22 protein-coding genes are annotated in these 25,331 nt (G+C 54.7%); 7 read left to right on the top strand and 15 right to left on the bottom strand.

All coding sequences use genetic code 11. The annotated features are described in order from the left end of the window. The first annotated feature begins 110 nt into the window (after positions 1 to 110). On the top strand, positions 111 to 1,316 hold the full coding sequence (locus tag BUB55_RS09155; protein WP_159431957.1) for an HD-GYP domain-containing protein: 1,206 nt from the start codon (positions 111 to 113) through the stop codon (positions 1,314 to 1,316). Positions 1,317 to 1,358: 42 nt separating this feature from the next. Here the strand turns inward: BUB55_RS09155 and BUB55_RS09150 are convergent, their stop codons facing one another. Beyond that, positions 1,359 to 2,165, bottom strand: a complete 807-nt coding sequence (locus tag BUB55_RS09150; RefSeq protein ID WP_073190178.1) for a hypothetical protein — start codon at positions 2,163 to 2,165, stop codon at positions 1,359 to 1,361. A gap of 3 nt (positions 2,166 to 2,168) precedes the next feature. Continuing rightward, positions 2,169 to 3,140 (bottom strand): flotillin-like protein FloA, encoded by a 972-nt coding sequence (floA, locus tag BUB55_RS09145; RefSeq protein ID WP_073190177.1) that lies wholly within the window; start codon positions 3,138 to 3,140, stop codon positions 2,169 to 2,171. 146 nt (positions 3,141 to 3,286) lie between these two features. On the opposite strand from floA, the gene BUB55_RS09140 reads away from it, so the two are divergent. Continuing rightward, entirely contained in the window at positions 3,287 to 5,443 is a 2,157-nt protein-coding gene (locus BUB55_RS09140; protein ID WP_159431956.1) for an FISUMP domain-containing protein, read from the top strand. A 2-nt stretch (positions 5,444 to 5,445) separates the two neighbouring features. Here the strand turns inward: BUB55_RS09140 and BUB55_RS09135 are convergent, their stop codons facing one another. From BUB55_RS09135 to BUB55_RS09120, 4 genes are all read right to left on the bottom strand, one after another. Next, entirely contained in the window at positions 5,446 to 7,029 is a 1,584-nt protein-coding gene (locus BUB55_RS09135) for an NfeD family protein (protein ID WP_073190175.1), read from the bottom strand. A 64-nt stretch (positions 7,030 to 7,093) separates the two neighbouring features. Beyond that, a complete protein-coding gene (gene mqnE, locus BUB55_RS09130; protein ID WP_073190174.1) occupies positions 7,094 to 8,134 on the bottom strand; it encodes an aminofutalosine synthase MqnE in 1,041 nt (346 codons plus the stop codon). A 17-nt stretch (positions 8,135 to 8,151) separates the two neighbouring features. Then, on the bottom strand, positions 8,152 to 8,841 hold the full coding sequence (locus tag BUB55_RS09125; RefSeq protein ID WP_073190172.1) for an SIR2 family NAD-dependent protein deacylase: 690 nt from the start codon (positions 8,839 to 8,841) through the stop codon (positions 8,152 to 8,154). Between the two features lie 75 nt (positions 8,842 to 8,916). Beyond that, positions 8,917 to 10,299 carry a M20/M25/M40 family metallo-hydrolase gene (locus BUB55_RS09120; RefSeq protein WP_073190171.1) on the bottom strand — a complete coding sequence of 461 codons (1,383 nt, stop codon included), beginning with the start codon at positions 10,297 to 10,299 and terminating at the stop codon, positions 8,917 to 8,919. Between the two features lie 33 nt (positions 10,300 to 10,332). Between BUB55_RS09120 and BUB55_RS09115 the strand changes: the two genes are divergently transcribed. Genes BUB55_RS09115 through BUB55_RS09105 form a run of 3 tightly spaced genes read left to right on the top strand, consistent with a single transcriptional unit; the run spans position 10,333 to position 12,883 of the window. Continuing rightward, positions 10,333 to 11,508 carry a dihydroorotate dehydrogenase gene (locus BUB55_RS09115; RefSeq protein WP_073190169.1) on the top strand — a complete coding sequence of 392 codons (1,176 nt, stop codon included), beginning with the start codon at positions 10,333 to 10,335 and terminating at the stop codon, positions 11,506 to 11,508. 22 nt (positions 11,509 to 11,530) lie between these two features. Further along, positions 11,531 to 12,100 carry a hypothetical protein gene (locus tag BUB55_RS09110; RefSeq protein WP_073190167.1) on the top strand — a complete coding sequence of 190 codons (570 nt, stop codon included), beginning with the start codon at positions 11,531 to 11,533 and terminating at the stop codon, positions 12,098 to 12,100. A 12-nt stretch (positions 12,101 to 12,112) separates the two neighbouring features. Further along, positions 12,113 to 12,883: a TlpA disulfide reductase family protein gene (locus tag BUB55_RS09105; RefSeq protein ID WP_234971881.1), complete on the top strand. Its 771-nt coding sequence runs from the start codon at positions 12,113 to 12,115 to the stop codon at positions 12,881 to 12,883. A 15-nt stretch (positions 12,884 to 12,898) separates the two neighbouring features. Here BUB55_RS09105 and BUB55_RS09100 read toward each other — a convergent pair whose 3' ends face one another. Next, positions 12,899 to 13,255 carry a hypothetical protein gene (locus tag BUB55_RS09100; protein WP_073190163.1) on the bottom strand — a complete coding sequence of 119 codons (357 nt, stop codon included), beginning with the start codon at positions 13,253 to 13,255 and terminating at the stop codon, positions 12,899 to 12,901. Between the two features lie 49 nt (positions 13,256 to 13,304). Between BUB55_RS09100 and BUB55_RS09095 the strand changes: the two genes are divergently transcribed. After that, positions 13,305 to 13,811, top strand: coding sequence for a hypothetical protein (locus BUB55_RS09095; RefSeq protein ID WP_143152989.1), 507 nt, complete (start codon positions 13,305 to 13,307; stop codon positions 13,809 to 13,811). Between the two features lie 80 nt (positions 13,812 to 13,891). Here the strand turns inward: BUB55_RS09095 and BUB55_RS09090 are convergent, their stop codons facing one another. From BUB55_RS09090 to hisI, 7 genes are read right to left on the bottom strand one after another with little or no spacing between them, the layout of a single operon-like run. Further along, positions 13,892 to 15,139 (bottom strand): SUMF1/EgtB/PvdO family nonheme iron enzyme, encoded by a 1,248-nt coding sequence (locus tag BUB55_RS09090; RefSeq protein WP_143152988.1) that lies wholly within the window; start codon positions 15,137 to 15,139, stop codon positions 13,892 to 13,894. A gap of 39 nt (positions 15,140 to 15,178) precedes the next feature. Next, the gene (gene cdaA, locus BUB55_RS09085; protein WP_073190159.1) at positions 15,179 to 16,012 is read right to left on the bottom strand and encodes a diadenylate cyclase CdaA; all 834 of its coding nucleotides are present in this window, start codon (positions 16,010 to 16,012) and stop codon (positions 15,179 to 15,181) included. Further along, positions 15,999 to 16,910 carry a dihydropteroate synthase gene (gene folP, locus BUB55_RS09080; protein WP_073190157.1) on the bottom strand — a complete coding sequence of 304 codons (912 nt, stop codon included), beginning with the start codon at positions 16,908 to 16,910 and terminating at the stop codon, positions 15,999 to 16,001. The genes cdaA and folP overlap by 14 nt, the downstream gene beginning before the upstream one ends. Before the next feature lie 5 nt (positions 16,911 to 16,915). Beyond that, positions 16,916 to 19,051, bottom strand: coding sequence for an ATP-dependent zinc metalloprotease FtsH (gene ftsH / locus BUB55_RS09075; RefSeq protein WP_083596954.1), 2,136 nt, complete (start codon positions 19,049 to 19,051; stop codon positions 16,916 to 16,918). After that, positions 19,051 to 20,217, bottom strand: coding sequence for a tRNA lysidine(34) synthetase TilS (gene tilS, locus BUB55_RS09070; protein WP_073190149.1), 1,167 nt, complete (start codon positions 20,215 to 20,217; stop codon positions 19,051 to 19,053). The genes ftsH and tilS overlap by 1 nt, the downstream gene beginning before the upstream one ends. 3 nt (positions 20,218 to 20,220) lie before the next feature. Beyond that, positions 20,221 to 21,300, bottom strand: a complete 1,080-nt coding sequence (locus tag BUB55_RS09065; RefSeq protein WP_143152987.1) for a hypothetical protein — start codon at positions 21,298 to 21,300, stop codon at positions 20,221 to 20,223. Positions 21,301 to 21,323: 23 nt separating this feature from the next. Beyond that, positions 21,324 to 21,674 (bottom strand): phosphoribosyl-AMP cyclohydrolase, encoded by a 351-nt coding sequence (hisI, locus tag BUB55_RS09060; RefSeq protein WP_073190147.1) that lies wholly within the window; start codon positions 21,672 to 21,674, stop codon positions 21,324 to 21,326. Positions 21,675 to 21,818: 144 nt separating this feature from the next. Here hisI and BUB55_RS09055 point away from each other — a divergent pair, with 144 nt between their 5' ends. After that, on the top strand, positions 21,819 to 23,786 hold the full coding sequence (locus tag BUB55_RS09055) for a family 43 glycosylhydrolase (protein ID WP_073190194.1): 1,968 nt from the start codon (positions 21,819 to 21,821) through the stop codon (positions 23,784 to 23,786). Between the two features lie 54 nt (positions 23,787 to 23,840). Here BUB55_RS09055 and BUB55_RS09050 read toward each other — a convergent pair whose 3' ends face one another. Continuing rightward, on the bottom strand, positions 23,841 to 25,112 hold the full coding sequence (locus BUB55_RS09050) for a glutamate-5-semialdehyde dehydrogenase (RefSeq protein WP_073190146.1): 1,272 nt from the start codon (positions 25,110 to 25,112) through the stop codon (positions 23,841 to 23,843). Positions 25,113 to 25,331: the final 219 nt, after the last annotated feature.

The raw sequence follows: 25,331 nt of genomic DNA, 5'->3' as shown, positions 1-25,331 counted from the left end.
TTGCTTGGTGTTTTTTTGCTGAACCAAATTTACAAGTTGGAGACCACCTTTTTCTTTTTGGTTGCAGAAATTTCAACTAACTTTGGGGCATCTTCGACGGATGCCATGTGGTGTTCGACCTCGATGCTGAGAGCGGCGTAGAAGCTTCGGAGATAGGCTCGGTCATTCCGTTTGATTCGTCTTTTATTGCCTTGCTTCCCGACCTGCTCGCGGGCAAGGAAATTGACCCGATCATTACGGACGATACTTATGGCTGGCTCCTCACGGTTTACAAGCCCATCAAGAACAAAGAGGGCAGGGTGGTCGCCTACGTGGCATCCGATGTTTCGATGGAACAAATTGTGCACGACGACGCCACTTTCTTCATCAAGACTCTTTCGCTGTTCTTTGGCATTTCCATCATTATCATGAGCTTTATTTTGGAAGCCGTGAAGCGCGGGATTGTGTTCCCGGTGAACGCCATGGCGAGGGGCGCCCTCCGCTTTGCTTACAATACCTCCTCGAACCAGGAAAGCAGCCTCAAGTACCTGCAGTCCCTCAATATTCCGTACTCTGACGAAATTGGGAACCTCTACCGCGCCTTGACCAAGATGGCCGAGGATTCCATTGCCTACATCAAGAAGGTGAAACTCCAGGCCGCCCAAATGGAGCAGATGCAAGAAGAGATTATTATCAACTTCGCAGAACTTGTGGAAGCGCGTGACCAAAATACGGGTGAACATATTAAGTCCACTGCCTACTATGTGGACCGCATCGCAAGGCAAATGCAAAAAGAGGGCATGTATGCCGACGTGCTTACCGACGACTACATCGAAAAACTGGTCCAGTCGGCCCCTCTCCATGACATTGGCAAAATCAAGATTTCTGACCTCATTTTGAACAAGCCGGGTAAGCTCACCGACGACGAGTTTGCCATCATGAAGACCCATACAACCGAGGGCTACAACGTGCTGACCCACATTGTCGAAACGTCCAAGGCGTCGATGAGTGACGGTTACATGAATGAGGCGGTCGAGATGGCGCGCTACCATCACGAAAAGTGGGATGGCTCGGGTTACCCGACGGGGATTTCGGGCGAACAGATTCCGCTCTCGGCACGCATTATGGCGGTCGCCGACGTGTTTGACGCCCTCACCATGGAACGCGCCTACAAGAAGCCGTTCAGCTACGAGAAGACCATGTCGATTCTCGTTGAAGGTGCCGGCAAACACTTCGACCCGAATGTCATTACCGCCTTTGAGCACATAGCTGAATCGCTGTACAAAGAACGTCAAGCGCAAAACGCCCAACAACATAAGGAAGAGGCCGCCTCCTAGCGGTGACGGCCCTCTGTATCTGTAGATCAATCTGGAATCTGGTTAGCGGAATCTGGGGTTCCAGCGTCTTTTAAAGCGCGGTTCGTCGATGACCTTCGCCCAAATGAATCCTTTGCGGACTACAGCCTTGTCAAAGGAGCGCGGGGCTTTTTTTGCCTCGGGTTCGCTCTCCATGCCGAGAGGGGGGATGGTGCTGGTTGACGCGGCCGCTTCCCGTGCGGATTTGGCGCGCTCTTCGAGGGCGTTCAGTTCGCGCTGGCGCTCGAGTTCCTGGCGGCGGGCATCTTCGCGCTCCGTGTCGTTGTCACCCTGAGCCTGTCGAAGGGTCTCGTTGCGCTCTTCTTCGGCACGTCTTTCGCGGTTGAGCAGGTTGTCCAGCTCATCCATGTCGTGCACGAGTACGTCGCAGTCGCCTTCGCCCATGTCGCGGCCCACGATACGGTGCGCCTGCAATGCCATGAGCATCTCGGCGGCGGTATTCTCGTCGACCTCGAATTCGTCCATCAGGAATTCCAGGTTGACGACGTCGATGCCGATGACGACTTCGGCGACATCGCGGAGCGTGATGGGCTTGTTCGGGTCACGATGCCTTTCTACGGGCGGGTCTGGTGGCACGTAGGTACCCTGGCTCGCATCGCGCTGCGCCTCGTTGAACTGCCGAATTAAATCTTGCAGGGAACGCGGCGCACGCGGGGCTTCTTCAGTCCCGTACTTGTCCGGGTCGTCTTCAATCTCTTCGCGCCGGCTTACGGTCGGCGGAATCTGTTGCTGCTTCTTTCGGTTGGCGGCAACCTTCTTGATGACGACATCCAGGAGCCAGATGCCTATGAGTATGAGTAGGCCTTCCATTGATTACTTCGCTTCGGGGGCGTTGCCTATTTCCTTCCTCATCTGCGTGTCGGCTTCGATGTTCTTCAGGTTGTAGTAGTCCATCACGCCGAGCTTGCCGTCGCGGAGGGCGGTGGCCATGGCCATCGGGATCTGGGCTTCGGCTTCCACGAGTTTCGCCTTCATTTCCATGACCTTCGCCTTCATTTCCTGTTCGGCGGCGTATGCCATGGCGCGGCGCTCTTCGGCCTTGGCCTGTGCAATCTTCTTGTCGGCTTCGGCACGGTCGGTTTCGAGGATGGCGCCGATGTTCTGGCCCACGTCCACGTCGGCGATGTCGATGGAGAGAATTTCGAAGGCCGTACCGGCATCGAGGCCGGAAGCCAAAACCTTCTTGGAAATCATGTTCGGGTTCTCGAGCACGTCTTTGTGGCTCTTGGCAGAACCGATGGAAGACACGATGCCTTCACCCACACGGGCAATCACGGTGTCTTCGCCGGCGCCACCGACCAGCTTCTGGATGCTGGCGCGCACGGTAATACGGGTCACGGCATGCAGCTGGATACCGTCGAGGGCCACGGCGGAAACCTTCGGTGTCGTGATGACCTTCGGGTTTACGGACATCTGCACGGCCTCGAGCACGTTACGGCCGGCGAGGTCGATGGCGGCGGCTTCCTTGAAGTCGAGCTTGATGTTCGCCTTGTTGGCGGCAATGAGCGCCTGGATCACGCGGAGCACGTTACCGCGGCTGAGGTAGTGGGCTTCGAGCAAGTTCGTGTCGACGGGGAGGCCTGCCTTGCAGCTGAGGATGCGTGCTTCCACGATAACCTGGGGCGGCACCTTACGCAGGCGCATGCCGATAAGCTGGAAAATGCTCACGTTCGCCTTGGAGAACAAGGCCTGAAGCCAGAGGCTGAAAAACTTGCCGATGAAGGCGAGCAGGATGATGACGGCAATCGCCGCGATGACAATTCCAACGATGAGAAGGTTTTCCATTGTTTATCTCCGTTTTTTGTTTTCTTTTCGTAATATACATAATTTGAGTAAAGAAAAGATTTATATTTGATATAAGAATATTTGGACAAGGGAGGAACATGGTCATGTATAGACTTTTTTTCAGAATAGTTGCATTTTGTGCTTTCATGGCTTTTGCCTGTTTATGCCTGAACGCCTGTCTCGAAGACGAAGGCTCAAGCAGCGTTGCAGCGAATGATGCTCCACAGAAAGAGAACGACTCGGATAAGGACAAAGATGGTTCAAAAGATCCGTCTGATTCGTCTATGTTCGCTGAAGTAAAATGTCCCGAGGTAACCTCCAAGTCGCAGTTCCTGAATCCTGATATTGACTATGGTGAAATGACCGATGAACGCGACGGCCAAGTTTACAAGACTGTGCAGATCGGCAATCAAACTTGGATGGCGGAAAACTTGAATTATGCTGCTGATCGTTCCATGTGCCCAGATAGCCTGGAAAGTAACTGCAAAATTTATGGAAGGTGGTATACAATGTCAGGTTCGTGTCCAGAAGGTTGGCATCTCCCTAGTGTTGCTGAGTGGAATGTACTCCTCAGATCAGTTGGTAAAGATGACAAAGTTGATGCTGCGATGCTGAAATCAAGGTTCGGTTGGGCTGATGGAAAACAAGGGGTGGATGCTTTTGGTTTCTCGGCGATGCCGATGAGTAAACAGAATTGTTCCCAGGTCTTCTTTTTGACTTCTGATTACTATGATAACGAAAATACGGGTGAACGGAGTTGCATAGCGTTTAATTATCGAGCTGGAGCTTATTATTACAATAACGAAACCTCTGTTATGGGTTGGTTTATGGGCTATTTCAATGAAGTTACTAGGGGTGTTCCCGTGCGATGCCTGAAGGACGGGAGTGGTCCTTACGAGAAATCTTTGCTGAATACCGAAAATCTCGCTTTATGGGATAAAGCAGACAAGAAAGATTTTTTCAATCCGAAAGTCGAGTATGGAGAAATGACCGATGAACGTGACGGTCAGGTTTACAAGACCGTGAAGATCGGTAATCAAACATGGATGGCGGAGAACCTGAATTATATCTATGCGGTAGATTCGCTTCTTAAGGAAGAAGGTGTATGTCCCATCTATTACGGCAACGATGATGCTTTTCCTGACGGCTTTAAAACTTGTGATTTGTATGGGCGCTTGTACCCGTTTGGCGCCGCGATGGATTCAGCTGGAGTCTTTAGTGATGACGGTTTGGGCTGTAATGGGTTAGTGTGTAAGCCAAACGAACAGGTCCGTGGAATTTGTCCTGAAGGTTGGCGCTTGCCGGGTGACAGTGATTGGGATACCTTGCTTGATGCCGTAGGGGGTGCAGATGTTGCTGGCAAAAAATTAAAATCGCTAACGGGGTGGTTTTACGACGGCAATGGTTCCGATGAGTATGGTTTTTCTGCGAGGTCTTCTCCCGATTTGAGCGGCAGTAACAATCATACTCATGTTGGTTTTTGGAGCGTCGGCTCTCATCTAAACGGAAGGTATTTTAGTTTCTATAGCGATGCCGTTTATCAGGGCGCAGCAGATAAGTTGTACATTCGTTGCATAAAGGGGTACACTCATATTGATGATCCGAGCAGGTATATTCCGGGAATCTTGCCTTCCGAGGTGGAGGAAGGGTCGATGACGGATGCTCGTGATGGGCAAGTTTACAAGACCGTAAAAATTGGCGACAAGACCTGGATGGCGGAAAACTTGAATTACGACTACCAGGTGGGAGATTCCGTATCGATATATGGTTCTGTTTGCCTCACCGATAGCTTGGGAAACTGCGATTCTTCTTATGGCCGCTATTACACGTGGCCTGCAGCGATGGATTCGGCGGGAATCTTTAGTGACGGAGGCAAGGGATGCGGCTTTAGTGAATTATGCAACCCGAAGGGGACTATTCGTGGAGTCTGTCCGGAAGGTTGGCATTTGCCGGATACGACCGAATGGAACGCATTGTTCTCGGAACTGAACTGTGTTGAGGATGGTCAAAATAATTGTGGGCCTTTATTGAAATCTTCCCGGGATTGGGTGTCCCGCGGTGGTGGATATGATTATTATGATTTTACGGTTTTGCCTTCGAATATTGCAGATTGGCGTCAAGATTATACCAAAGAGTGGTTCTTTGAATCGGTTCGAACTGCCCGCAATAATGCCCAAATTTGGCTGTCAAATGAATCGGAGAAAGACGCGGCGATGGTTGCTGAATTCACTATTTACAAATTTGTCCGTTTTTCGAAAACCCAGAAAAAATACGGGGCGTCAGTCCGCTGCGTGAAGGATTGACGCTAGCCTTCCATTTCAGTTTTAGCAACCGTCACCCAGATGTGGCCTTCCTGTACGGCTTCCACCTTCACGGGGGAGCCCGCTTCGATAATCTCGCCGTGCGTCTGAACGTCGAATAGCTTGGTAGAGCCGTCGCTCATGGTGAAGCTCGCCTGGCCTACGGGGCGCAGGAACGTCTTCGCGACACCCACGTCGCCGACATGGATTTCTTGCACGGATTCGGTGGGCGAGGCAGCATTCTCGAGATCCGTCTTGAGCATGGGCGTCCAGCCTTCGGGCAAAAGCGGAATCAGGTACTTGCTCGCCGCAATCGGGAATACGAGCGCGATGGCCGCACAGCATAGCATGTAGAGCAGCCCGAATAGCCAGGGAGTCGCGTCAAAGGTCGTCTCTACGGATTCGGGAATGTATTCGGGAATTTCCGAGGGCGAGAACGAGAGCGCGAGAGCCAAGATCATGCACGCGATGCCGCCTACGCCAAAGAGGAACGTTCCGGGCATCACGAAGATTTCAACCAGGAACAGCACCACGCCCGCGACGAGCAGGATGGCCGGGATGTAGCCGTCGAGCTGCGGTGCGAACTGCCCGAGGAACACGATGCCAATGAGGATGATGCCGATGATGCCGAAGAGGCCGAATCCGGGCGTCTTGAATTCGATGTAGAGCGCGCCGAACCCGAGAATCAAAAGGATTCCCGCGATGGCGGCGATGGCCGACGCGATGTCTTCGCCGAGGGTCGTCTCGACTTCGCTACGGCTTTCGATGGCGAGCGCGGTTTCGAATTCGCTACGGTCCTTGAACGTTCCCTTCGAGAATCCGAGTTCCTGTGCTTCCTTGTCGGTCATGGTCAGGAGTTCGCCTTCCTTCACCAAGATCTTGGGTGTGCCCCAGAAGGCCTTGGCGGCGCTGTCCAAAACGGTGTACTTCTCGCCCTCGATGATAAGGACGGTGTCGCGTTCCGTCTTTTTGCCCTTGTCAAGCTTGGCGGTGAGCTCGAGGATTTCGAGTTCGGGCGTCACGAACGATGAACTCAGCAGTTCGGGGTAGCCGTTCTTCTGGGCCAAATTCCTGAACTTAGCGCGGAGGGGAGATTGAATCTTTTCGCCGACGATTTGCGGGGTGCCGTCGCCGCCCTGTACAATGGGCGCGCAGTCGCCGATGGTCGTGGCCTCGAGCATGTAGAGTTTTTTGCAGGCGAGGGCGATAAGGCTACCTGCGCTGATGGCCTTCTTCTTCACGAGGGCGATGGTCTCGGCGCCCTTGACCGCCATGATGGTGTCGACGATATCGAATGCGGCGTCGAGGCGGCCACCGAAGGTGTTGATTTCAAAGACGATGTAGTCGGGCTTTTTTTCGAGGGCCTCGCCGATGGCGCGGGCGCAAAAATCGAACATGGAGGGCTCCACGTCGCCCTCGAGCTTAATCCAAACGGCTTGGTGTTTTTTGTCGGCCGAATCCGCAGCAGGGGCGGCTGAGACGTCGGCGGTTGCAGGGGCTGTTGCCGGTTCGGCAAGCGTCGTGGAATCGGCAAAGACAAAGGCCGCGTACACGGCTAAAAAAGCAAAAACTTTGGAGAACATTTTCATGTTCTTAATCTATAAAAAAAGCCTTGTATAAGTGAAAAACTTTTGGTGGCGGGAACGTTTTTCGTTAAGAAAATCGTTCATATAATGCGTCTCGCTCGACGGGTTCTAACCCTTCGCCTAAAATAAGCGATTTCATGCGCTCGGGGCTCATGCCTACGGGCACTGTCGCACCCGCGGCGTGGGTAATCTTCTCCTCGACGATTGTCCCGTCCAGGTCGCTCGCACCCGAATGCAGCGCCTTCATCGCGGTCTCGATGCCCATCTGTATCCAGTAGGCCTTGATATGCGGGAAGTTGTCCAGGAATAGGCGCGCGACGGCGACAGTGCGCAGTATGTCTTCTTCGCTCGTGATGTTCGGGACGATCTTGTGTAGCGCGTTGTGCTCCGGGTGGTACACGAGCGGGATGAACGCGAAGAATCCGGGTGCTTCGTCTTGCAAGCCGCGGAGCATGCGCATGTGGGCGATGCGGTCCTCGGGTTTCTCGATGTGCCCGAACAGCATGGTGGCATTTGTCGGGATGCCAATCTTGTGTGCGGCGCGGTGCACGTCGAGCCATTCCTCGCCGGTCTCCTTGCCGGGGCAAATCTGGTCGCGCACGCTCTGCACGAGTATTTCCGCGCCTCCGCCGGGGAGGGCGTCCAGGCCCGCTTCCTTGAGCGTGGTCATGATCTGCAGGGGCGTCTGGCCCGAGATTTTCGCGAAGTGGCAAATTTCCACAGCGGTAAACGCCTTCAGGTTCGCCTTCGGGAATTCCACGCGCAGCTTGCGCAACATCTCGATGTAGTAATCGAAGGGATGGTCGGGGTGGAGCCCGCCTACGATGTGCAGTTCCCGCGCGCCTCCGGCAATAGCCTCTGCGGCCTTGTTCCGGATGGTGTCGTAATCCCAGTCGTATGCGGTGGGGCTATCCTTCTTGATTTTTGAGAAGGCGCAGAATTTGCAGTGCAGTACGCATACATTCGTGTAGTTGATCTGGCGGTTGTTCACCCAGAAAACCGATTTCCCGTGACGGCGCTCTTTTTCGGCGTTGGCCCGCTCGCAAAGTTCGGCGAGTGGTGCGTTGTAAAAAAGATCGAGGGCTTCGGATTCGGTAAGGCGCGACATGCCTGCAAAAATAGCTTTTATTTAAAGCTTTCGCACCACTTGGGCACGATTTCGGTGGCCTTGCCTTGGATGCTCACGTCGGTATACGGGTCGTTGTCGGGGACTTCGAGGTTGAGGCAGGTGACGTGCGCGCCAAAACTTTTGGCGAAACTCTTGAAGCCTGCGGCGGGGTAGACCACGCTACTGGTCCCGATGTACACGAATTCCTTGCATTCACGGAGCGCCGCCTGGATTTCGTCCATGTAGAACGGCACTTCTTCGAAGAACACGATGTCGGGGCGCGTTTTTGCTCCGCAGAACGGGCACTTGGTTTCGAGGGTCTCTTCGCCATCGAACATGAATTCGTGATCGCTGTTATCCATGCAGCGGAGCTTCATGAGGTCGCCGTGCATATGGAGCACTCGCTTGCTTCCGGCGCGTTCGTGCAGGTTGTCAACATTCTGCGTCACGAGCAAAAAGTCGTCACCCAGGCGCTTCTCGAGTTCGGCGAGTGCAATATGGGCGGCGTTTGGCTGGTGGTTTGGCAGACCTTTGCGCAAAAAATTATAGAAATCCATGACGCGCTTGGGGTCACGGCGAAGAGCGCGGGGAGTGCATACGTCCTCGATGTTTTCGTGTTCCCACATCCCGTCGTTGCCGCGGAAGGTGCGGAGTCCGGATTCTGCGCTAATTCCTGCGCCCGTCAGTACAACCAGTTTTATACCCATAAAGCACCTTTATACAAGATAATGTAGCATAATTTTGTCCGAATGTGGGACAAACTGGCAAGAGTGTGTTTTAAATCACTTTTTGTTCGTCAGTTCGGCAAAAAAGAGGGTTTCTGCCACGATACCGTGCTCGAAATCGGGTAGGTAGAGACTCTCGTTCTCGCCGTGTGCGGCGCATTCGGGGTCTTCGATGCCCACCAAAAGGATGGGAATGTCGCCGAAGGTCTTGCGAAAAAGTTCCGCCCCCGGTATGCTCGCCCCGCAGCCAATAAACTTGGTCTCGGCGTGGTAGGCCTTGGCCATGGAACTCGCCATCTTGGTAAAGAAGGGGTGCGTGGTATCGGTGGTGAAGGGGTTTGCGCCGTCTTCTACAGCAAAGCTCGCCTCGAGCCCGTTCGGTACGCGGGCTTGCATAAATTCAACCAGCATCTGGGCGCAGGCGTCGGCATCCATGCCGGGGGCGAGCCTGATACCAATGCGTGCGTAGGCGCTGTCTTGCAAGACGTTGCCCGCATTGGTGCGGTTGCCCACTTCCATCGCGGTGACCACGATGGAAGGCCTGCGCCAAAGCGATTCCAAAATCTCTTTTTCGGGCACGTTCAGTTGGACGCAGTCCAAAACACCGCCCTCCTTGCGGAGGGTCGTCTCAGTGTAGCCGAGACTCCGGTACGATTCCAGTTCCGCCGGCGTCGGCGGTATGAGCCCGTCTTCAAAGTGCGGTATGGCGATGCTCCCGTCGGCATTGGTGAGGGAGGCAATTATGCGGCAAAGCGCCTGGCCCGGGTCGGGGATGGGTCCAGACCAGCTGCCCGAATGGAGCGGGGCCTTGGTGGCCTTGAGCGTCACGGCGACGGCGGTCATGCCGCGCAGCGTTGTGGTGATGGAGGGGACTCCCTTGGCGAAGTTTCCGAGGTCGGCCACAATTACGGCGTCGCATTTTAAAAGTTCTGCGTGCTGGCTCAAAATGTTCTCGAAGCCGGCGCTTCCGGATTCCTCTTCGCCCTCGATAATGAACTTGAGGTTTGGGCCGTCTTTGCCCAGCAGATTGCGCACTTGCTCGGTGGCGGCGATGTGTGTGATGATGCCCGCCTTGTCGTCGGCGGTACCGCGGCCGTAAAGGCGGTCACCTTTGACCACCGGTTCAAAGGGCTTGGTTTCCCACAGGTTTTCGCGCATGGTGGGCTGCACATCGTGGTGGGCGTACAGCAAAACCGTCGGCTTGTCGGGGCTCGTGAGGCTCTCGGCGTACACGGTGGGGCGGCCGCTGGGCGGCATCAAAAACTGGATATTCGTGAACCCGGCGTCAGAGAACATCTGCTTTACGGCTTCGGCGCTCTGGAGCACGAATTTCTGGTCAAAATTGTCAAAACTGATGGATGGAATGCGAACGAGCTGTTTCAAGGCCTCAATGTACTTGGGAAGGCGCTCATGTATTCTATTTTCTATGTCAAAATTCATTTTGTTACCTCTTATTTTTATAATTTAAGAAATATGGGTTTCGATTGCATCAATCACGAGTATTACTTGCGTTTTAGCGACAGGGTTCTGGCGCTCATCCGTAAAATTTTCCACAATTCCCCCGAGTTCCGCCACGATTCCTTTAAGCACGTGGCGAGGTTCGCCCCGTTGATTCCCTTTATGGGCGGGCGTCCCGATTTGAGCAAGCCGCTCAAGCGGGTCATCACCTTTTCGGACCACAGCAATTCGCTTTACTTTGGCTGCCCCATTATTTTGGCGGCCGGAGCCAACAAGACGGCGAACCGCATTAGCGACTTCGCGAACGTGGGCTTTGGCGGCATTACGGTAGGTACGGCCACCCGTCACCATCGTGAAGGCAACACGTACAGGCCGCGCATTGGCTTTTTGGAGAACGACCGCGCCATCCACAACAGCATGGGACTCAACAACGAGGGCGTCGAGATTATTGCAAAACGCGTGGATGCGCAACTGGTGCGCGCCCACAAGGCGGGCTTATGCGTGGGCATCTCGGTCGCCGAAACCCCGGGCCTGACCGATCCCGAAGAAAAGCTTAAGGATATTATCGAGAGCTTTAGCATCGCCTACAAGGCGGGCGATTACATCGAAATCAACGTGAGCTGCCCCAATACGGGCGAATCCCGCGTGGACCTCGACATGAGCTTTTCGGAACGCATTTTTACCGAAATCATGAACTTCCGCAACACGCTCGGTCTCCGCAAGGCGGTGTACGCCAAGTTGAGTCCCGACCTCTCGGAACGTCACCTTATCGCCATTATGGAAATGCTGGTGCGTACCGGCGTGAATGGCGTGGTGATTGGGAATACTTACCCTACCGCCAAAATGAGCGAACTCCCGATGGAGGCCAAGTACGAGGACTTGACGCCGCTCCGTGCCGACGGCGACTGCGGCGGCATGTCGGGCCGCCCGCTTTACGAGAACATGGTGTGGAACGTCAAGTATATCCGTGAGCATTACCCCTCCATGAGCGTTATCGCTTGCGGTGGCATTGACCACGGCTACAAGGTGTACGACCTCATTAAGATGGGCTGCGACGCGGTGCAGTGCTACTCGGTGGTGGCTTTCCGCTGGATGGCGGCTCACGCCATGCGTAACGAGCTCTACGACGCCTTGTTGAATGACGGTTACAAGTCGCTGGGCGAGTACGACGACCGCAATCCCAAAAGGTAAATTGCGCTTTGGGCAAGCGTTGATGAAGTTTGTTCGTAATATAGTTTTGGTGTTGTTGCTTGCGGCTTCGCTGTTGCAGGCCAAGGACTTTATGGGCATCCCCATCGAGGACCCGGTGCAGCTGCAAACACGACCGCTCCCCGCGTGGCTTGTGGGCGGGGGAGGTTTTGTGGCCTATTACCTCAACTCCCTGGATGGCGGTGTGGTCGCCTCGGTGGACCGTCGCCTGGGCACCCACCATTCTCTGGGGGCCGTGGGTCACGTCTATTTTGGCAACGACCTCATGGATATCGGTCTCAACTACCGGTTCTATTTTTCGGGTTCGCTCATGTCGGGCCATGACGATTTTTTGCGGGCTGGCTTTGCCGGCATGTACATGGAGAAAAAAGACGAGACGTATTTTTCGCCGATGGTCTCGTTTGGCTATGGGCGCGACATCCTCTTTTTTGAAAAGGCGAACCTGGTTGGGCGAGTCGAGGTCCGCGCAGCCTACTTGCTGGGCGAGGCGGTCTCCAAGAACGAGGGTTCCGAGTTCATTGACCGTACCGGCCACTTTTTGGTCTTTGTGGATTTTTTGATATTATTCTTTTAATAGAGGCTTTGCATGAGAACCATGTATCTGTTTTTGTTTTGTCTTCTGTTTGTAGCCACCGGGCATGTTTTTGCAGGACCCTGGCTGGGCGTGACGTTTAAAAAGACGAGTTTTGAGAATCATCTGGCGCTTGACGTGAAGGGCGTGCATCCTGGCTCGGGTTGCTTTGGCGCGGGCGTCGTGGCTGGCGACAAGATTGTTGGTTTTGCGGGCAAGCCCCTTACCGAGATGTCCCAAATCACGGGCGCCCTCTCTAAAGGTAAGGTAGGCCAGACGATTGCCATCGAGATTGTGCGCGATGGCAAAAAGATGCCGCTCAAGGTTAAGTTGACCGACCGCCCCGACGACATCAGCAGCCTTACGGGTTCCGCCATCGGCAGTAAAATGGCGGAGTTCGGCAAGAATTTTTACCAGAACGGCGACAAGCGCAAGGCAAAGCCCAAGGCGACTCTCTTGGACTTCTGGGCCACCTGGTGCGGTCCGTGCCGCCAGACGCTCCCGATTTTGGAACGCATTTACGGCAAGCTGGGACCTGCGGGTCTCGAAGTCATAGGCATTGCCGACGAGGACCTCAACACGCTGAACGCCTTTTACGAAAAGCAGCACCGCTCCCCGTACCCACTTTACCGCGATGCCACTCAGGCGCTGTGGCGCCGTTACGGCATCCGCTCGGTGCCCACGCTCATGCTGCTCGATAGCGAGGGCTACATCAAGGGCGTGTGGAGCGGCGTCCCCAGCGAAAAAGCTCTTGAACAGATCGTTCAAGAGACTATGAATCCTTAGTATTTTAGCGGATCGTTAATCGACAATCGCCTTCTTTTGGGAGTCGAGAATCTTCTGGTATTCGGCCTGGCCAATGCGCTGGTAACCCGTAGTGATGGAACCGAATTCGTAGTAGGCGGAGTCGCCCTTGACCCTCATCAAGTATTCCATGTCGAGGGAGTTCCTGCCGCGCAGAGCGCCGTCCTCGACCTTTGCAGTGAGGTCGCCGTTCACGTTGCGGATGATGTAGTCCGTGCCGTTTTCGGTGAGGACTTCAAAGATCATGTTGGCTTCACCCTTCCAGTAGCCCACGTAGTTGGCTGTGTCGTTGCCGCAGGCGAAGAACAGGAGGGAGGCGAGAGAGAGAATTGCAATAGTGATAATCTTTTTCATGCCTTTAAAATAGTTATTTTTGTTTTTGAAAATGAAATATTTGTATTTGGTGGCTCCAATTCTTGCAATTCTCGCCCTCTGCGGTGTATATTTTCTTATACAAACGAACAAGAGGCCTATTCCGCATTATGAGTTCAAGAAGCAGGACGAGATTGTTTGGGATGCCGACGAATATTACCGCCATTTGAAGGTCAAACCCTTTGGGAGCAGGGAAGTCCACCGCCTTTTGATCAAGCGCACGTTGCAAAAGCCGGGCGTTTACCTCGAGAGCCTGGAACCGGCACTCGATACGGCGGGCCTCGAAATAGTGAATGTCTACCACACGATTTTGGGAGACGACTACACGCCCGTGATTACCAGCGGGAACGACTGGCCGTACCACGCCAAGAATTCAAAGCACTACCAGAACAAGGCTTTGGATTTCAGGATACAACTCATCCCCATGGATAAGCGCCGCCAGATTGTGGAACGCTGCCAAGAACGTTTGGGGACGAGGTTCCGCGTGCTATGGGAGAAGGGCGAGGCGGAACACCTGCATGTGGAATTACTTGATTGATGCGGAATGTAAAATTAGAACTTAGACTATTGCTATGTCTAAGTTCTGCCAACTAAGTTCTGCCAACTAAACGCTACGTGTTACTTGCAACAGCGGAAGCCAACGCTGGGGTACTGGTTCTGCGGGTAAAAACTGCGCTTGTTGTCGGTGCACTTGCTTTCGTTGTTCGTATTCCATGCACCGCCCGCCACAAGGAACATCCCGGCGTGGCCGGAACTCTCGGTGGAGGTCCATTCCCAAAGGTTTCCGTTCATGTCGTACATGCCCCACCAGCTGCGGCACTGTTCCTTGCGCCCGCTGCGCTTGACGGCCTTGGTGTTGGTGTTGCACTTGTTCTGCTTGTAGCTGTCACCGTAACTGTACTTGAATTTGTCTTTGCCGCGGCAGGCGGCTTGCCATTCGTCAATGCTGCAGAGGTGCTTGCCCGCTTGTTCGCAGAGGCTCACGGCCTGCTCGTGCGAAACCATGTCGCGCGGGTTCTCGTCGGGCGTGTTCGGGTATTCATATGCGTCCACGCAAATGGTTTTGCCGCCCACGGGTACGGGGTAGGCGTTCTTGCCGCAAATGTTGTCACTTGCCATGTCGTATTTTGCCTCTTCCCAGGCGGTGCGGTTGCCAACGGAGTCTTCGGCGTAGTAGAACACGCTTCCGGTCTTGTTGTATTCAATCGCCTTGGCTGCGTCCTGCGGGTGGAGCGTGTCGCCTACCGAGAGGAATGTTTTGCATTTGATTTCGTCACACTTGACCTTGAGCTTGATGGGGTCGTAGTAGCGTCCGGCGGGCGGTGTGATTTCGGCGGTGGGCGGGACCTGGTCGGCGGCGCGGATGCTGTCTTGGACGCGCTTCTTTTCGAGGGAGTCTTGACGTGCCTTTTCTAAAACGGCGAGGCTGTCGGCAATGCGCTGCAGGCTGTCTTGACGAGCCTTCTCGATGGCGGCGAGGCTATCGCGCACGCGGCGGATGCTGTCGCGGTTCACGTTCGGCTTGAGGGCGGCGAGACTGTCGGCCACGCGGAGGCTGTCGGCGACACGCAGACTGTCTACAATGCGGAGACTGTCGGCCATGCGGGCGTCCTGGGCGGCAAGGCTGTCGGCGCGCGCCTTCTCAAGGGCGCGCAGGCTGTCGAGGATATGCTTTTGACGGGCTTCCAGTTCTGTCTCCTGCTGTTCGCGCAGGGCCTCCTGCTTTATTTTGTCAAGTTGGCATTGCACAATGAACAGGCACAAAAGCAAAAGGAACATGATGACGAGGATCGCGATGTTCTTTTTTTTGCGCTTTGCATTTTTGGTTGCTTCTTGCTGCTTGTTCAAATTTTTGTTATCGCTCATTATTGCACTCAAATGTTTGTTGTATGGGCAGGGGGGCGGCTAGTCGTCGTTGGAGGCCGCTTTTTCGATTTCTACAGATTCGTCGTGGAAAAGTTCGGCCCAGTGGCGCCTAATCTCGGCGTCCAGCTCCTTGATGGAGAGCTTGCGGCGCAGGCTGTTGCGGTAGGCAATCGAAATACCACCCGTTTCTTCGGAAACTACGATCACCATGGCGTCGCATTCGGCGGCGAGGGCCTTGGCGGCGCGGTGGCGCATGCCGTAACCGGCGTCCCCTTCGGCATTGCCTGTGGGCATGGGTAAAATACAACCGGCTGCCACTATCTGCTGGCAGTTCAATAACACGGCGCCATCGTGAAGGGCTGAGTTCGGGAAAAACAGGGCTCGGAGCAAACGGGAACTGATGCGGGCGTTCAAGATTTCGCCGGTTTCTTCGTAGTTGCGGAGCCCCACGCGCTTTTCGAGCACAATCAGGGCGCCTACGCGGTTCTTGGCCAGGTCTTGCACGGCCGAGGTAATCGATTCCGTGACGTCATTCAGTCCGCTGGGGTGGAAAAATAGTTGCCGCATGTCCGCTCGGCTAATCGTTTGGCCAATGCGGGTCAATGCGCTTCGGATTTCGGGCTGGAACAAGATCACGAGGGCGATAATGCCGATTCCGGTCAGGTTGCTCAAGATCCACGAGATGGACTTGAGTTCCCACCACTGGGCAATGAGCCATGCCACAATCAAAAGGAGACCGCCCACAATCATTTGCACGGCGCGGGTGCCGCGGAATAGCAAAAACACGTAATAAAGGATGATCGACACCAGGAGTATATCCAGGATGTCGGCCATTCGGACATCAATAACATCAAATAACTTAAACAGTTCCATTGGACCTTAGCGCCTCTATATAAAGTATAGATTCTTTTGCTTCGCGAACGTCGTGTACCCGGAGCACACTGGCCCCCTGGAGGGCCGCAATTACGCCCGCTGTAATTGTCGGGACGAGTCTGTCGCTGTTTTCGAGCCCTTTCATGCCCCCGATGTAGGATTTTCGGGAACTCCCGATGAGGATGGGGTAGCCCAGGTCGTGGAACAGGTCCACCGATTTCATGAGGTCTATGTTGTCTTGGACCGTCTTGCCGAATCCAATCCCGGGGTCAATGCAAATGCGTTCGCGGGCCACGCCCAGGGTTTCCAGTCTTTTTGCCTGCCGGCCAAGTTCTTCGCGGACCTCGGCCACTACGTCGGTGTAGGGCAAAAAATCCTGCTGCATGGTGCCAAAGTTCCCGCGCATGTGGTTCAGCACCACCGAGGCATTTGTGCGGGCGACCACGCCTGGCATGCACTCGTCCATTTGGCATGCGCTGATATCGTTGATAATGTGGGCTCCCAGACGCATGCATTCCTCGGCGACCTTCGCCTTGACGGTGTCAACCGAAATGTAGAACTGGCGCGGGTTGTTGCCTGAGACGCGGGCGAGGCGTGCGAATTCGGCGAGGCTCTCCACGATGGGGCACACGCGGTCCATTTCCTCTTGCTCGCTTACGGGCGTACTGCCGGGACGGCTGCTCTCGCCGCCGATGTCCAGGATGTTGGCGCCCTGCTCCAAAAGGGAGATGGCATGTTCAAAGGCGTCGGCGGGCGTCGCGTGCCGGCCTCCGTCAAAAAAACTGTCGGGCGTCACGTTCACGATTCCCATTAGCAAGGGCATGTTCTGGACTTCGACGATGTCGTTCCCAATTTTCCACGTGGCCGATGGCGATTGTGACAAGTAGTCCCGGAACATTTCTGTTAAACGTCCTTGTTCTCGGGATTGACTTCGACGGAGTGTTCGCTTGCGGTCTCGCTACCGGCGGCAGGCTTCGGCGTGACTTCGGCGATGGGGGCGTCGGCCACGGGAGCCGTGGGCGGTTGCTTGCCCGGGTCCGGGGGAGGTTCCTCTTCGCGCTTCTTTTTTGCGGCCATCTCTTCCATGGCTTGGTACTGGCGGCTCTTTTTGGTGCCGGTGAGCTTTTCGCCCGCCATCACGCGGTCAATCTCTTCGCGGTCGAGCACTTCGAATTCAAACAGCGCTTCGGCAAGGTCAATAAGCTTATCCTTGTTCTCTTCCAGCAGCTTGCGTGCGGCCTGGTCCATTCGCTTGATGAGGTTGTTCACGGCGTTGTCGATTTTTTCGGCCATCATTTCGGACATTTCTTTGGGCTTGGAGATTTCGCGACCCAGGAACACTTCGCCGTCGCTGCGGCTGTAGCATACCGGCCCGATTTCTTCGTCGAAGCCCCATTCCGTGACCATCTTGCGTGCAAGTTCTGTTGCGCGCTGGATGTCGTTGGAGGCTCCCGTGCTCTGATGGTTGAAGAAGATGAGTTCGGCGAGGCGGCCCGACATCATAATCATGATGCGTTCTTCGGCATATTCGCGGCTGTAGCTCACCTGGTCGCGTTCGGGCAGGCTCATGGTGACGCCCAGGGCGCGCCCGCGCGGGATAATTGTAATCTTGTGCAGCGGGTCGGAGTGCTTGCACAAAAGCGTCATGAGCGCGTGGCCCGCCTCGTGGTAGGCGGTATGGCGCTTCTCCTCGTCGGTCATCAGGAGCGTTCGGCGTTCGGCGCCCATGCTGAGCTTGTCGCGGGCTTCCTCGAAGTCGAGCATTGTGACTTTTTTGTTGTTGAAGCGGGCTGCGAGGAGGGCAGCTTCGTTCACCAAGTTCTCGAGGTCGGCACCGGCGAGGCCCGGGGTTCCCTTGGCGATCGCCGAAACATCCACGTCCTTAGCAAGAGGCACCTTGCGCTTTTTCAAGTGAACTTTCAAAATTTCTTCACGGCCCTTGAGGTCAGGGAGACCCACCACAATCTGGCGGTCGAATCGGCCCGGGCGAAGCAATGCCTTGTCGAGCACGTCGGGACGGTTTGTGGCCGCAATCAGGATGACGCCCTCGTTTGCGGCGAAGCCGTCCATTTCGACAAGGAGCTGGTTCAAGGTCTGTTCGCGTTCATCGTGTCCGCCTCCGAGGCCTGCGCCACGCTGGCGGCCCACGGCGTCGATTTCGTCGATGAACAAGATGCACGGGGCGTTCTTTTTGCCTGTCTCGAAGAGGTCGCGCACGCGGCTGGCGCCCACGCCCACGAACATCTCGACAAAGTCGGAACCTGACATGCTGAAGAAGGGCACTCCCGCTTCGCCGGCCACGGCGCGGGCGAGGAGCGTTTTACCAGTACCCGGAGGGCCGACCAAAAGCGCCCCCTTGGGGATACGCCCACCGAGGGCGTCAAATTTCTTGGGATCCTTCAAAAATTCCACGAGCTCTTGCAGGTCTTGCTTAGCCTCGTCGCAACCCGCCACGTCGTTGAACGTGGTCTTCTTTTTGGGATCGTTCGAGAGCACCTTCGCCGTGCTCTTGCCAAAACTGAACGGGTTCTTGCCGCCACCGCCCATTTGGCGGTTTGTCATGATCCAGAAGAAGGCGATGAGGATGATGACCGGGAGGAATGCGACCACAGCGTCAATCCAGGTGGAGGACTCGTGGATGACCTTGACCTTCACGCCTTTGAAAACTTCCCAGGCGGTAATCTGCTCGTTACTGATGTCGAGCATGTGGCTCACAAAGCGCTTGGTGTTGCTGTTTTCGTTGGTGGCGCGCGTGAACCGGGCGATGGTGCTCTGGTTCTTTTTCGCCTCGGCGATTTCTTCGGGCGACATCTGGTAGGCGCCCTCGATGATGATTCCGTCGGGCGTCTTTTGCAGGGTGAGTTCGGTAATGACCTTGGTGGAGTCGCCCATTATGGCGAGGAACTCGGTGCGTGTCAGGTTCGACTCTTCGTTTTTGCCGGTGAGCGGGAAGAGCACAAACAGCATGAGGAGCATCACGAGGACAATGATGAAATTCCTGTTCTTGAAGGGAGCGGCTGGCTTTTTGGGTTGACTCATTATAATCCTTTGTCTTTCTCTCGGCAAGATACAAATTTCTGTGCTTCCTCGGGGGTGTCGAACTCGTAAATCTGGATAGTTTGGCGGATTTTGGCGATGGCGCGCTTGCGGTATGCGGCGCGATGCGGAATTTTGAGGTGCGCGGGTTCGCTCTCGCCGTAAAAGAACCCGATGGGGAAGCGGAATCCCTTTGCCGAGAGCCACAGCCGGAACATTTCGGAAAGGTCGGTGTCGGCGTGTTCCCGCAGGAGCTTGTTGAGTTTTTTCTTGTCCAGGGTGATTGTGTGAGTGTCATCCTGAGCGAAGCGTAGCGGAGTCGAAGGATCTTGCTTAACCAAGACCGAGTCGAAAACTGCCTCGCCCTTGGCAATGACCTTAGCGTAAGCCCAGTCTGCAAGTTCTGCAATCCGGCAGAGTTGTTCCGTCGCACCGGGGCACTCCCGTTCCAGCAAGGGCAAAAGTTCGCGCCGCACCTTGTTGCGCGCGAATTTAACATCGGCGTTGCTCTCGTCTTCACACCAAGTGAGATTTTTTTCGCGAGCATAGGCGAGCAGTTCCTCGCGTGTCACGTTCAGCAGTGGGCGGTAGATGAAATGTGGGGTGTGGAGTGTGGAAAGTGAAATGTGAAGTGTGGAGTGGGGAGTGGGGGAGGTATAAGCGCGGATTTCCTGGATTCCCTGCAATCCGGCGAGCGTCGTTCCGCGACGGAGACGCATGTACATGGTTTCTGCCTGGTCGCCCGCGTGGTGCGCGGTCACGATGGCGAATTCGGAATTTCGAATTTGGAATTCGGAGTTAGAGGTGTCATCCTGAGGCGAAGCCGAAGGATCCAGGGCGATCTCCATTAGCGCCTTGTACCTGGCGTCCCGCGCGTTTTCTTCGAGCGAGCCTTCGGTTTCCTTGAGAGCATCTCCGTCGAGATGTTTCAGAAAAAAGGGGACGTTGTGCGCTTTTGCAAAAGCCTCCACAAATGCGGCATCCCTATCTGCGGTCCCTTCGCGCAGCCCGTGATGCACGTGCGCAATCCCGAGCCATTCGATGCCGAGCGCTTCGCGGTTAGCGATGAAATAGTGCGCGAGGCAAATGGAATCCAGACCGCCTGAAACTGCAAGCAGCAGGCGCTTGAAACCATGACGTCGAATATTTTGCGTTAAATCAAGACTCAATTTTTATTTCAGGTTAAATTGCTTGATGCATTCTTCGAATTCGTCATCGTTGTCGCTGTAGCTTAGGAGTTGATCGACAAAAGCATGGTGGATGTTGCTGTAATCATTTTTGAGAAAATCCATGTCGTGCTCGGTAGCTTCGCAATACTCTTGCGTGATGTCAAGGTTTTTGTTCCATTTGGTGCAGGTCGTTCCTTGGTAGGATACTTTTATTACGAAGTTTGTGTATTGCGTGGGCTGCATCCCCATGGAAAGATTCGTGCTGATTTCGATAACCTTTCCGTCTACAGAAATATTTACAGTGTTGGAATCTTTCTGCAAGAACCATAAACCACTAGCTATAAATGCAGTGTCCGAAGAGATTTCCTGGTTTTCGATGAAGTAGTTGCTGCATAATTTTTCTTTTGATTCGTCGTCAAATATCTGGTAAATTTGGTAGCAGTGTTCGCCGGGACCATAAAGCTTATAGATATCTTTGGAACTTGATTTTATGGTTCTCTGGGTTGGTTCAAGTATAAGAGTTTGTTTAAGATTGGACGGAGCGGGCACGAATGTTCCGTTTCTGATCTTGCCGACAAGTTCCCATGTTGAAAAAATGGAATTCGATTTGCCTACATAAACATAAGCAGCGTTGGGATCGTCGCATTCGTCCCCGATGTAATCGCATTCGTATAGAGTGTCATTAGACATCTTGAATCCGAAGGAACGGTCTATCATATATTTAAGCGTGTCTCCGCCATATTCGGATTGGAACGTAGATGACGATACGTCGTACCTGTTAAAAGTGCCCGTGTAGTCTTCCGCTACCCATTTGAAAGAATTTGTGATGGAATCGTAGTCGCATTCTTCTTCAAGGAAATAGTACCTGAGATGTTCTTCATCGAAGAAAGAAAAACGGTCAGTTTTTTCGACAGTAGTCCAGCTGTCATCCGAAGGCAATGATCCAGCTTTGTTGCTAGAAGAACTGGCTTCTTGAATGCTTGAAGAAGATGAAAGTTCGCCATCGTTGGCAGATGAAGAATTGTCGTCACCGCAGGCGAGAAGAGCCAAAGTGATTGTAAGTAAGGCCAAACGTTTTTTCATGGCAAGGTCTCCCTATTGAACTTCTACTTGTCGCACTTCTTGAAAAAGCAGCTGCGGGCGCCCGTGTGGCAGGCCACCTGCGGCCCCTGCATGCGCACTTTGAACAAAAGCGCGTCACTGTCGCAGTCGGCGGCCCATTCCACCACGGTCATTACGTTGCCGCTGGTGTCGCCCTTGTGCCAGTATTCCTTGCGGCTGCGGCTCCAGAATACCATCTCGCCGCATTCGTGCGTCCGGCGGAGCGCCTCCTCGTCCATCCAGGCCATCATCAGCACGTCGCCCTTGTCGGCGTCTTGCACAATGGCCGGCGCGAGCTTCACGCCGCCAAATTCCACTTCGAACTTGATTTCCTTGAGAATTTCTTCAAATTTCACGATGACCTCGCTACGGTTTTTTAAACAATATAGAAAAGCCCCGAATCTCGTGGATAATTCATCTATGCGATAACGGAGCGTTGCTGAAAAATGGGTTCTTTTATATATATTTTTTGTGTGGGGAAGAGGAATTTGGAGTACAATATGAATATTCGTTTTGGCGCCTTGCTGCTTACCACAGTTCTGACCAACGCCATTGCCGCCGATTGGTTCGCTAAGGAATCTCGTTGGGCGGGGCACGATCCCGACATCATCCGCTACGAGGATGGCTACGCGCTCGCCACGACGGACAACCACATGCTCATGCAGTTCTCCGAGGATGCCTACAACTGGAAGAACGGCGAGCCCGCCATGCCGGAATTTTCGCAGTGGCTTTACGACTACGCCCCGAACATGATCGACATCTGGGCGCCGGATATTCATTACGTTGGCGAGGAATACCGCATGTACTATTGCGGCTCCGAGATGGGCATCCGCTCTTCGGGCATGGGCTTCATGAGCAGCAAGGAAATCGACCCGACCAAGCCCGGCTACGGCTGGACGGACCAGGGCGAGGTCATCCATACGGTCAAGACCGACGCCTACAACGCCATTGACGCTGCGGTGCTCAAGGACTTGGACGGCAAGGTTTGGATGGCTTTCGGTTCGTGGGGCACGGGCATCCACATCCTGGAACTCGACGAAACAACAGGCAAGGTCAAGAACGGCGCCAAAATGCAAAACATCGCGAACCGCGGAGGTTCGGGCGTCGAGGGGGCAAGCCTCATCGAGCACAACGGCAAGTACTTCCTCTTTACCGCCTGGGACAACTGCTGCAAGAAGGGAGCCGACCTCGAGAACAATTCTTACAAGACGACGGTCGGCCGCTCGAACCGCATTGACGGCGGCTACGTGGACCGCAGCGGCAAGGCGCTCTTGAATGGCGGTGGCACGATTCTCCTTAGCCGCTACGGCCGCTACTACGGTCCTGCGGGTGGCGAGGCGTTCGAGGGCGTGAACCGCTTGCGCTTTGTGAACCACTATTACGACAAGAACGACGGCGGCAATTCGTACATCCAGGTGCGCGACCTGGTTTTCACCGAAGACAACTGGCCCGAGATGGGTCAGCCCTTTTTGGGCCGCTACCTGAGCGCTGAAGCCGAACACGGGGCCCTTACGCACGTGGAAATTTCCAGCAGTTCCAAGGCTTCGAACGGCGAGTTTGTCGCCTACATCAACTACGACGACAGCAAGATTCGCCTGCCCATGATCATCCCGCAGGCGGGCGACTACCTGATCCGCTACCGCTACGACAACAACTGGACCGAGGATGGTGCCAACGGGAGTTCCCACTTTGTGGACATCAACGGCAAAACACAGGAGGTGGCGTTGCCGCTTACGGGCGCCTGGAGCGAGTTCCCCGAGAAGTCCGTCGTGTACATCCCGACGAAGCTCAAACGTGGGTCAAACTTTATCGAGATTACAAAGGGCAAGCACTATGCGGAACTTGACCGTCTGGACTTTTTGCGCATCATCCGAGACTCCATCCCCGGCAACGGCTTTGACAACGGTATCCGCGTGAGTCTCGATGCCGACGACCAGCTGAACATCAAGGACGGCGGGTATGCGCTGTTCGAGAATGTGATTACCGACTCCATCGTGGGGGCGGGCGTGAAGGTCGAACTCAAGGAGTGCTCCGGTGGAACGCTCAGCCTGCGTACCGAAAGCAAAAAGGGGGAGGTCATCTCCAAGTGCGAGGTCCCCTCCACGTGCGAATCCTCCAAGTGGATCGAGGTGCAGTGCACCAACCTTCCCGAGCTCGCGGGCGTGCAGGATTTCTTCCTCACGGCCGATGGTCTTGGCGGAGCCCTCAAGGTGGGGAACATCCGTTTTGGGGAGGCGATAGACTCTTCGAAGACCGTGGTGAAGCCTGTGGCGGGGGAGGCGGCGTTCCGTCTGACTGTCCGCGACCGCAAGGTTTACCTGTCTAGTGTCACCGACTGGGCTTTGCTCGACTTGAACGGCGTCGTGCTTCGCAGAGGTCGCGGTAACGAAATCTCCCTCGGTTCAATAGCCACGGGTTCGTACCTAGTACGTACCAAGTACAAGACGTCTAGAATTACAATCCGCTAGTTGCTTGCGGAAAAATGCTTATTAAAAAGACGGCTCGTATATTAATGAGCCGAGCTACTGTCTTATTTGTCCTGTTCCACGCAAAATCCACTTGTAGGTGCACAGGCTCTCGACGCCCATGGGCCCGCGTGCGTGGATCTTGTCGGTGCTGATGCCCACCTCGGCGCCCAGGCCGTACTGCCCGCCGTCGGCAAAACGGGTGCTCGCGTTTAGCATCACGCTGCTGCTATCAACGTTTGCGGCAAAGTAGTCGAGTGCTGCAGTGTCCTTTGCAACAATTGCCTCGGTGTGGCGGCTACTGTATTTCTCGATATGGTCGCAGGCGCCCTTCACGCCGTCCACGAACTTGACGCTCGCCTTGAGGGCGAGGTATTCGTGGTGGTAGTTGGCGTCGTCGCCAATGTCTTGCACGTTTGTGATTTCCTTTTGTGCTTCGGCATCGCCAAAGAATTCCACTCCCTTGTCTTGTAGGGTTTTCACGAGTGAGAGTACGCTCGCCTTGTTGAGGGCGCGGTCGAACAGCACGCATTCCATGGCGTTGCACACGCCGGTGCGCTGCGTTTTTGCGTTAATGAGGATTTCGCGAGCCATCTCAATGTCGGCGGACTTGTCCACGTACACATGGCAGATGCCGTTGAAGTGCTTGATGACGGGGATCTTGCTCTGTTCCACCACGGCGCGGATCAGGCGTTCGCCACCGCGGGGAATCACGAGGTCCAGGGCCTCGTTCTTTTGCAGCAGAAGCGTTACGAGGGCGTGGTCGGGGTTCTCCACCAGCTGCACGGCATCCTGGTCGAGTCCGCAGTCGGCAAGCGCCTTGCGGAAGATTCCTGCGAGGAACTTGGAGGAGTTGAGCGATTCCTTGCCGCCGCGGAGCACCACGGCGTTGCCCGATTTAAAACAGAGGCATGCGCCGTCAATCGTTACGTTCGGACGGCTTTCGTAAATGAAGAAGATGGCGCCCATGGGCACGGACACGCGGCTGATCTGGATCCCGTTGGGGAGTTCGCGGCTTTCGAGCACGCGGCCCAGCGGGTCGGTAAATTCTGCAATTTCTTCGGCGCCTTTGGCCATGGCCTCGATGCGGGCGTCATTCAATGTCAGGCGGTCCAGCATGGCTTCCGAGAGTTTGTCCTTGAAAGCTTCGCAGTCCTTCGCGTTTTCGGCGAGGATTTCTGATTTTTGTGCACGGATCCGTTCCGCCACCAGGCGGAGAACTTGGGCTTTTTTTTCGGCACTCACGGTGCGCAGATTGCGACCCGCTTTTTTCGCCAAATTCGCCAATTCGTCGGCGTATTGTTCTAAGTTGGAATAATTTATGCTCATAATATTAATATAGAAACTTGTTTTTCGTCACACGATAGATTATTTTAAAGATACAGGTTTGTTTTTACTCGCGACAATGTCTTGTAGTCGCAGGGTATCGGACTTGGGTGTCTTGACTCGGTGCTTTCCATTTTCTCTCGTGGCGGCACCGAGTCTTTTTTTTGCCTTTTTTAGCCTAAAAACGCCATTTTCAAAAAAACTTGCCAAAATAGGTTGACA

Origin of the sequence: Fibrobacter sp. UWP2 (genome assembly GCF_900141705.1) — a bacterium.
GTDB lineage: Bacteria > Fibrobacterota > Fibrobacteria > Fibrobacterales > Fibrobacteraceae > Fibrobacter.
Note: the sequence above shows the minus strand (reverse complement) of the source record. Positions and strands in the feature narration are given on the sequence as shown.

Bases quoted from the DNA above. Each gene is read 5' to 3' on its own strand.
- BUB55_RS09150 (WP_073190178.1), bottom strand. From the start codon at position 2,165: ATGGAAGGCCTACTCATACTCATAGGCATCTGGCTCCTGGATGTCGTC.
- floA (WP_073190177.1), bottom strand. From the start codon at position 3,140: ATGGAAAACCTTCTCATCGTTGGAATTGTCATCGCGGCGATTGCCGTC.
- BUB55_RS09140 (WP_159431956.1), top strand. From the start codon at position 3,287: ATGGCTTTTGCCTGTTTATGCCTGAACGCCTGTCTCGAAGACGAAGGC.
- BUB55_RS09135 (WP_073190175.1), bottom strand. From the start codon at position 7,029: ATGAAAATGTTCTCCAAAGTTTTTGCTTTTTTAGCCGTGTACGCGGCC.
- mqnE (WP_073190174.1), bottom strand. From the start codon at position 8,134: ATGTCGCGCCTTACCGAATCCGAAGCCCTCGATCTTTTTTACAACGCA.
- BUB55_RS09125 (WP_073190172.1), bottom strand. From the start codon at position 8,841: ATGGGTATAAAACTGGTTGTACTGACGGGCGCAGGAATTAGCGCAGAA.
- BUB55_RS09120 (WP_073190171.1), bottom strand. From the start codon at position 10,299: ATGAATTTTGACATAGAAAATAGAATACATGAGCGCCTTCCCAAGTAC.
- BUB55_RS09115 (WP_073190169.1), top strand. From the start codon at position 10,333: ATGGGTTTCGATTGCATCAATCACGAGTATTACTTGCGTTTTAGCGAC.
- BUB55_RS09110 (WP_073190167.1), top strand. From the start codon at position 11,531: ATGAAGTTTGTTCGTAATATAGTTTTGGTGTTGTTGCTTGCGGCTTCG.
- BUB55_RS09105 (WP_234971881.1), top strand. From the start codon at position 12,113: ATGAGAACCATGTATCTGTTTTTGTTTTGTCTTCTGTTTGTAGCCACC.
- BUB55_RS09100 (WP_073190163.1), bottom strand. From the start codon at position 13,255: ATGAAAAAGATTATCACTATTGCAATTCTCTCTCTCGCCTCCCTCCTG.
- BUB55_RS09090 (WP_143152988.1), bottom strand. From the start codon at position 15,139: ATGAGCGATAACAAAAATTTGAACAAGCAGCAAGAAGCAACCAAAAAT.
- cdaA (WP_073190159.1), bottom strand. From the start codon at position 16,012: ATGGAACTGTTTAAGTTATTTGATGTTATTGATGTCCGAATGGCCGAC.
- folP (WP_073190157.1), bottom strand. From the start codon at position 16,910: ATGTTCCGGGACTACTTGTCACAATCGCCATCGGCCACGTGGAAAATT.
- ftsH (WP_083596954.1), bottom strand. From the start codon at position 19,051: ATGAGTCAACCCAAAAAGCCAGCCGCTCCCTTCAAGAACAGGAATTTC.
- BUB55_RS09065 (WP_143152987.1), bottom strand. From the start codon at position 21,300: ATGAAAAAACGTTTGGCCTTACTTACAATCACTTTGGCTCTTCTCGCC.
- BUB55_RS09055 (WP_073190194.1), top strand. From the start codon at position 21,819: ATGAATATTCGTTTTGGCGCCTTGCTGCTTACCACAGTTCTGACCAAC.
- BUB55_RS09050 (WP_073190146.1), bottom strand. From the start codon at position 25,112: ATGAGCATAAATTATTCCAACTTAGAACAATACGCCGACGAATTGGCG.